Origin of the sequence: Kitasatospora sp. NPDC091257, from assembly GCF_044757675.1 — a bacterium.
Taxonomy (GTDB): Bacteria; Actinomycetota; Actinomycetes; order Streptomycetales; family Streptomycetaceae; genus Kitasatospora; species Kitasatospora lactacystinica.
The window spans coordinates 1-6832 of the sequence record NZ_JBIVVI010000416.1 but is presented as its reverse complement, the minus strand read 5'-3'; the positions used below and the strand labels follow the sequence as shown (position 1 = coordinate 6832).

7 protein-coding genes are annotated in these 6832 nt (G+C 72.3%); 4 read left to right on the top strand and 3 right to left on the bottom strand.

All coding sequences use genetic code 11. The annotated features are described in order from the left end of the window. Positions 1-269 precede the first annotated feature (269 nt). Together ACIQOV_RS20170 and aceB are read right to left on the bottom strand one after the other, a co-directional pair. Entirely contained in the window at positions 270-671 is a 402-nt protein-coding gene (locus ACIQOV_RS20170) for a gamma-glutamylcyclotransferase (RefSeq protein WP_359898542.1), read from the bottom strand. Positions 672-815: 144 nt separating this feature from the next. Beyond that, positions 816-2468 carry a malate synthase A gene (gene aceB, locus ACIQOV_RS20165; RefSeq protein WP_401050225.1) on the bottom strand — a complete coding sequence of 551 codons (1653 nt, stop codon included), beginning with the start codon at positions 2466-2468 and terminating at the stop codon, positions 816-818. A gap of 203 nt (positions 2469-2671) precedes the next feature. On the opposite strand from aceB, the gene ACIQOV_RS20160 reads away from it, so the two are divergent. The 4 genes from ACIQOV_RS20160 to ACIQOV_RS20145 all read left to right on the top strand — a co-directional run bounded on the left by ACIQOV_RS20160 (position 2672) and on the right by ACIQOV_RS20145 (position 5441). Continuing rightward, entirely contained in the window at positions 2672-3469 is a 798-nt protein-coding gene (locus ACIQOV_RS20160) for an IclR family transcriptional regulator (RefSeq protein ID WP_359898544.1), read from the top strand. 456 nt (positions 3470-3925) lie between these two features. Continuing rightward, positions 3926-4573 (top strand): hypothetical protein, encoded by a 648-nt coding sequence (locus tag ACIQOV_RS20155; protein WP_401050222.1) that lies wholly within the window; start codon positions 3926-3928, stop codon positions 4571-4573. 138 nt (positions 4574-4711) lie between these two features. Continuing rightward, on the top strand, positions 4712-4882 hold the full coding sequence (locus ACIQOV_RS20150) for a hypothetical protein (RefSeq protein WP_401050219.1): 171 nt from the start codon (positions 4712-4714) through the stop codon (positions 4880-4882). A 229-nt stretch (positions 4883-5111) separates the two neighbouring features. Then, positions 5112-5441, top strand: coding sequence for a MoaF-related domain-containing protein (locus tag ACIQOV_RS20145; RefSeq protein WP_359898547.1), 330 nt, complete (start codon positions 5112-5114; stop codon positions 5439-5441). A gap of 174 nt (positions 5442-5615) precedes the next feature. Here the strand turns inward: ACIQOV_RS20145 and ACIQOV_RS20140 are convergent, their stop codons facing one another. Beyond that, a complete protein-coding gene (locus tag ACIQOV_RS20140) occupies positions 5616-6758 on the bottom strand; it encodes an alpha/beta hydrolase (RefSeq protein WP_401050216.1) in 1143 nt (380 codons plus the stop codon). Between the last annotated feature and the right edge of the window lie 74 nt (positions 6759-6832).

Sequence of the window (6832 nt, the reverse complement as noted above, 5' to 3'; positions counted from 1 at the left end):
CACCCCGGGTGCGGTCAGCCGCCACCTGGGCGCGCTCGCGGCGGCCGGGCTGCTGGAGCGCAACCGGCTCGGCCGCAGCGTGCTGTACCGGCGCAGCCGGCTGGGCGACGCGGTGGTGGCGGGGCGCCGGCACCTCGCGGCGGGGGGCTGACGGCTTTCGGCGAACGGATTTCAGCGACGGATTTCAGCGGACGGATGACAGATGACAGATGATGAAAGTTGTCAGCTGTCATCCGTCATCCATCCCGGCCGGCGCGGGCCGTCCGCCGTCAGGCCTCGCGTCCGATCGTCCTGAGGTAGGCGCGCCAGCCGCCGTGGTGGGTGATCTCGCGGTGCACCCCGCGCTCGACCTCGCCGCGGGCCAGCAGCATCGACAGGCAGGCCGAGCCGTCCTCCAACTCGATCACGCCCAGTTCCAGTTCGCGCGGCTCGCCCGGCAGGATGACGTCGCGCAGTCGCTCCAGCGGGATGTCGTACAGCTCGCCCTCGATCGCGGTGCCCGCCTCCGGGTCCGCCAGCAGCCCCGGGCAGACGTCCGTCCCGCCGCTGTGGTCGATGGAGAAGAATCGGTAGCCGGGGGCGGTCCTGGCCGGCCCGAGCAGCGAGTCGGCGACCTTGCTGTGGAAGGGGCCGCCGGTCATCGCCTGGCCGTTGAAGAACATGCGCGCCATGGGTGAACTCCTTGCGTGGAACGGACCGTTCCGTACGGCGACGAGAGGACAGGCGGATTCGTCGCCGTACGGAACGGAGCGGTGGACCGCCGGAGTGCCGCGTCCCGGCGGACGGCAGCGGTGACACCGGCGGGTAGGTGGGGATCAGCCCAGCAGGGGCAGCGCGGGGAGGGTCAGGAAGTCCACGAACTCCTCGGCCAGGGCGACCTGTTCGAAGAGCTCCGCGGCCTCGCGCCAGCGGCCGGCACCGTAGGCCTCCTCGCCCAGCTCGGCGAGGAGTTCGGCCAGCTCCGCGGCGACCAGGGTGCGGACCAGATCGGCGGTGGTCTTCTCGCCGGTGTCGGACAGCACGACCCCGTTGTGGATCCACTGCCAGATCTGCGAGCGGGAGATCTCGGCGGTGGCGGCGTCCTCCATCATGTTGAAGATGCCGACGGCCCCGAGGCCGCGCAGCCAGGCCTCGATGTAGCGGATCCCGACCTGGACGGCGTTGTGCAGCCCCGCACGGGTGCAGGTGCCGCCGGCGCCGGCGATGTCGAGCAGCTGGGCGGCGGTCACCGGCTCGGCCGGGCCGGGATTGTCCTTCTGGTGGGGCCGCCCGCCGAGCACCGCGTCGAAGGAGGCCCGGGCGACCGGCACCAGGTCGGGGTGGGCGACCCAGGAGCCGTCGAAGCCGTTGCCGGCCTCGCGGTCCTTGTCGGCCTTGACCTTCTCCAGTGCGGAGGCGTTGACCTCCGGGTCGCGGCGGCTCGGGATGAACGCGGCCATGCCCCCGATCGCGTGGGCACCGCGCCGGTGGCAGGTCTGCACCAGCAGCCGGGTGTAGGCGGCCATGAAGGGCGAGGCCATGGTGACGCTGTTGCGGTCCGGCAGGATGTAGTGCTCGCCGGCGTCGCGGAAGTTCTTGACGATCGAGAACAGGTAGTCCCAGCGCCCGGCGTTGAGGCCGGCCGCGTGGTCGCGCAGCTCGTAGAGGATCTCGTCCATCTCGAACGCGGCCGTGATGGTCTCGATCAGCACGGTCGCCCGGATCGTGCCGTACGGGATGCCGAGTTCGGCCTGGGCGTGGGTGAACACGTCGTTCCACAGACGGGCTTCGAGGTGGCTCTCGGTCTTCGGCAGGTAGAAGTACGGGCCGGAGTTGGGGTCCTCGGCGCCCCTGGCCAGCAGCCGGGCGGCGTTGTGGAAGAAGTAGAGCCCGAAGTCGACGAACGCACCGGCCACCGGGGTGCCGTCGACCAGCAGGTGGTTCTCGTCCAGGTGCCAGCCGCGCGGGCGGACGACGACGGTGGCGAGCTCGGCGGCGGGCTTGAGGGTGTAGGCCTTGCCGGCCGTGCTGGTGAAGTCGATCCGGCCCTCGAAGGCGTCGATCAGGTTGACCTGGCCGCCGACCACGTTCTCCCAGGTCGGGGAGGTGGCGTCCTCGAAGTCCGCGAGCCAGATCCGCGCCCCGGAGTTGAGCGCGTTGACGACCATCTTGCGGTCGGTCGGGCCGGTGATCTCGACCCGGCGGTCCTGGAGGGCGCGCGGCGCCTCGGCGACCTTCCAGTCCGCGGCCCGGATCCCGGCGGTCCCGGGGAGGAAGCCCAGCGTGCCGGCGGCGGCGATCTCGGTACGGCGGGCCTTGCGCCCGGCCAGCAGCTCCTGCCGGCGCCCCTCGAAGGCGCGATGGAGCCCGGCGACGAAGGCGATCGCCTCCGGGGTGAGCACCCCCTCCGCCCGGTGGACGCGCGGACCGGCGACAGTGACGACCGGAGCGGCGGGGGAGGCGCCGAGGGGCCCTTGATCTGCGGCCATGAGCAGGACACTCCTAAGACGGTTGAGCCTGGCGAAGGGAGCTCCGGTAGGAACTTCCCCGGGGAACTTCCTCGATCGGAACCCGCCTGTCGGCGAGTTCGATTCTGTAAAGTGGAGACTAGTTTCCGCGATACAGAATTTCAACGGTTTGTTGAAGAGGTCGCCGGGACTCTACTCCTCCCCCGACAGTGAAGGAAACGCCGGTGGTTGCGACCCCCGACCCAGCATCGACGACAGGCACCGAGCGCGCGAGCGGCGGCGTGCAGTCCGTCGAGCGCGCCTTCCAACTCCTGGAGGCGCTGGCCGACTCCGGAGGCGTGGCCACGCTCAGCGAACTCTCCACCAGTTCCGGCCTCCCGATGCCGACGATCCACCGACTGGTTCGTACCCTCGTCCAGCAGGGCTATGTCCGCCAGGACACCGCGCGCCGCTACACCCTCGGCCCCCGGCTGATCCGCCTGGGCGAGACCGCCGGCCGGCTGCTCGGCAGCTGGGCCCGCCCGTACCTGGCCGAGCTCATGGAGGCCACCGGCGAGACCGCCAACCTGGCGGTGCTGGAGGGCGGCGAGGTGGTGTACGTCGGACAGGTGCAGTCGCGCCGCTCGATGCGGATGTTCACCGAGGTCGGCCGACGGGTGCAGCCGCACTGCACCGGCGTCGGCAAGGCACTGCTCGCCCAGCTGCCCGAGGACGAGGCCCGCGCCGTCCTCGGCCCCAACCCCCTGCCCGCCCACACCGAGTACACGGTCACCGACCCGCAGGAGCTGATGCGCCAGCTCGCCGAGGCGCGCGAGCGCGGCTACGTGGTCGACGACCAGGAGCAGGAGATCGGCGTCCGGTGCATCGCGCTCGCCGTCCCCGGCGCGCCGACGCCCACCGCCCTCTCCGTCTCCGGACCGGAGGCCCGCATCCGGGCCCTGGAGGAGCAGGCCGGGGCCGCCTCGCTGGTACCGGTGATGCACCAGATCGCGACCCGACTGGGCCAGGTCCTCGCACCCTGACGGCACGTCAACCACCGTTGCCGGTCGACCCGGTCGACCCGGTCGGAGCGGCGTGCCGCGTCATCCGTTCGAGCGGACGCCGGGCGGGTTGCCGCCGGGCTCCGGCGGCGGCTCCGCCACCCTGGTGCCGACGCGGCTCGCAACGGCGCGGGCGGCCGGGACGCGAGGGCAGGGTGAGCGGGGATGGAGCAGCAGCACCGGGACGTGCGGAGCGCCGTTCAGGGCGGTGGCGGCGGGGTACGGGGTGACGACGTGCCGGGCGGTGGCGCGGCGGGCGGTGGCGCGGCAGGTGACGTCGCGGCGGGCGGTGGCCTGCGGGGCCGTCGCCTGCGGGGACGTGGTCTGCGGGGACGTGGCCTGCGCAGTGCCGGCCTGTTGGGCGACGGCCGGCGTGCCGCGGGAGGCAGGGGGTTCGGCGGAGCCGGGCTGGTCGCGGCCGTGGCGGCGGGGTGCGCGGTGACGGTACTGGCCACCGACCCGTCCTGGGCGTTGCTACGCCCCGAGCCCCGGCCTGCGGTGGAGGTCGTCGCGACGGGCACGCCCGAGGCGTCCATCCTGCCTGCGCCGGTGACGACCGGGGCCTCCACCCTGCCGGCACCGGCCAAGCCCGGGGCGGGGACGGCCGCTTCCGGTACCGGTAGCGGTACCGGCTCGGAAGCGGCCGGAGCCTCCACACTGCCCGCACCCGCCGCCGCCCGACCGTCCGACTCCGACCTGGAGGTGGTCCGCATCGACCCGGACCCGGCCACGCCCGGCGGCACCACCACCATCCACGCCTTCGTCGGCAACGGGGGCCCGGACACCACCGCCTCCCCGTTCACGGTCGTGATCACCCTGCCGGAGGGCGTGAGCCCGGAGGGCCCGTACTTCCCGTCCGACTGCCGGGTGACGGGCCACGGCCGCGTCGTGCGGTGCGTCTTCGGAGCCGGGCTGCGGGAGGGGCGCAGCGCGACCGCCCTCATCCCGGTCCGGCTCGACCCGGAACTGCCGGTGGGCAGACTGAGCGGCGGCTCGGTCACGGTGCGCAGCGTGGACGACCGGAACGATGGCAACAACCGGCAGCCGTTCGACATCAGGGTGGTCGAGGCGGCTGCCGGTTCCTGAGTCGCGCGGTTCCGCCGGCGGGGCCGGCCCGGCCGGCGGAACCGTCCCGGCGGTGGCCGGGTCCGGAGGTGGCCGGGTCCGGAGGTGGCCGGGTCCGGAGGTGGCTGGGTCCGGAGGTGGCCCCAGCTGATCGCGCCGTTGAACTCGTCCGACCAGGTCAGCGCCTCTTCGGCGACCGAGGAGGACAGCGCCAGGGTGCTCGGGGTGGTGGTCGGCGCCGGGGCCGGGGTGGACGTCCCGGCGGCGGGGTCCGCGAGGGCGCAGCTCACAGTGGTGTCGATCAACGGCCCTGCGTGGCAGTCGAGTTGAACATTCTCCGGCGCCGGGAGCCGCCACGTCGACCGGAGAGCCCCCGAGCCGGGCCCCGCCCCAGCCGCACACGCGCGGCCGCGCCGTGGCGGACCGTACCGTGGCGAGTGCCTGACCGAGTGCGCCCGGTCGGATAAATTGGAAGCCTGACATCATCCGCCGTGCACAAGAGCGGCGAGCCCGACCGGGCGCTCGCCACGACCTGACAGAGACGAGGACCCGCCCCACCATGACCGCGCCCCTGCCCGCCTTCGCCGGCCGCACCTACCTCTTCCGGGTCGACAACGGCGCGGCCTTCCGCAACACCTACTCGGCCGACGGCACGCGGCTGCGCTGGGAGGGCCTCGGCGAGTCCGCGGGCCAGTGGGAGGACGTGCGACTGCACGTCGCCGAGGTCGCGCCGGAGATCTACTTCATCAGCTGGACGGAGCAGAGCGGGATCACCGTCAGCCACGTGATGGACCTCGGCAAGCTGACCGTGCGGGCCTTCTGGACCTTCGAGGGCGAGGGCGGCCGGGTCGGCCAGCTGCACACCGGGACGCTGGAGCGGGTGGCCTGAGCGGCCGGACCGCCGGGCGGGAGCCGTACGGTTCCTGAACGGCCCGGCCGACCTTAACAACCTGGCCGGCCAGGCCGACCGAACCCCCGGGGCCGCGGCTCCGGGGGTTCGGTCGTTCAGATCGGCCAGGTGCCGCCGGCCAGGCTCGGCCAGGCCAGGTGCGGCCGGGTCGGTTCATACAGTCTGGTTCGGCACCTTGAGGTGCTGGGACAGCCACTCCAGCGAGGAGGGCAGCAGGGCGCTCCAGGTCTCGAAGTTGTGGCCGCCGTTCTCCAGCATGCTGTACGAGACGTTCATCGGGTTCTGCACCGCGTCGACGAAGGCCTCGGTCTCCTGCCGGTAGCTGCCGTCGCCCTTCTTGGTGCCGGCCAGCAGCACGGACACCTTCGGCTGCGGCAGGTTCTTCAGCCGCCACATCAGGTTGGCCTCGTCGCGGCGCTGCTTGCTGCCGCCGAAGAGGTCGCCCGTGGTGGGGTCGTCGGCCGCGTCGTAGTAGGCGGAGAGGGCGACGGCGGTCGGAAAGACGTCCGGGTGACGCATGGCCAGCTTGAGCGCGCAGTAGCCGCCGGTCGAGTTGCCCATGAAGGCCCAGGCCTGCGGGTCGGAGGAGACCCGGTAGCTGGCCTGGATAGCCGAGGGCACGTCCTTGGTGAAGTAGGTGTCGGACTGCGGGCCGTTCGGGACGTCCTCGCACTCGGTGTCCTGGGGCAGCGCGGGCGAGGGGCGCACCAGGACCATGACGGTCGGCTGCATCCGCCCTTCCTGCAGCAGCTTGAGCGCCGCACCCGGGTAGTTGAAGCGGGTGATCAGATTCTCGGCGATCCCTGGGAATCCGGTGCTGACGATCACGGCCGGGAACTGCTTCTGGGCGTACTCCGGCTGGAAGTACTGCGGCGGCAGGTAGACGTAGCCCTCGGTGGACAGCCGGCTGACCGCGCCGTCGATCCTGATCCTGCGGATCTCGCCGGACTGGCCGGGCTCGCGGCCCATCGCGCCGCCGCCCTTGACCGCGGCCTGGCCCATCGTCTCCACCATCAGCCGGCCGGAGGCGTCCGCCTTGTTGTGGATGACCACCGGGCCGGTGTCGCCGATGCCCAGCAGGTCGTCCCAACTGCTGTAGAAGGCGAAGTAGTTGTTGGCGACCAGGCCGAGCGCGGCGAGCACCGTGAGCTGGGTGGCGAGCAGTGCGCCGATCCGGCCGAGCACTGCCTGCCAGGTCTTCTTCGCGAGTCTGGGCCACAGCCAGACCGTGCCGACCATCATCACGACCGCGATCAGTGCGGTCAGCGCCAGCACCTTGTGGCTCGTCAGACCCATGTCCTGCTTGCTCCCACGCCTCGAACTCCAGTCCCCTCCGCTGGGGACATCCGAGGAGGTCACCCCGGTTCCCC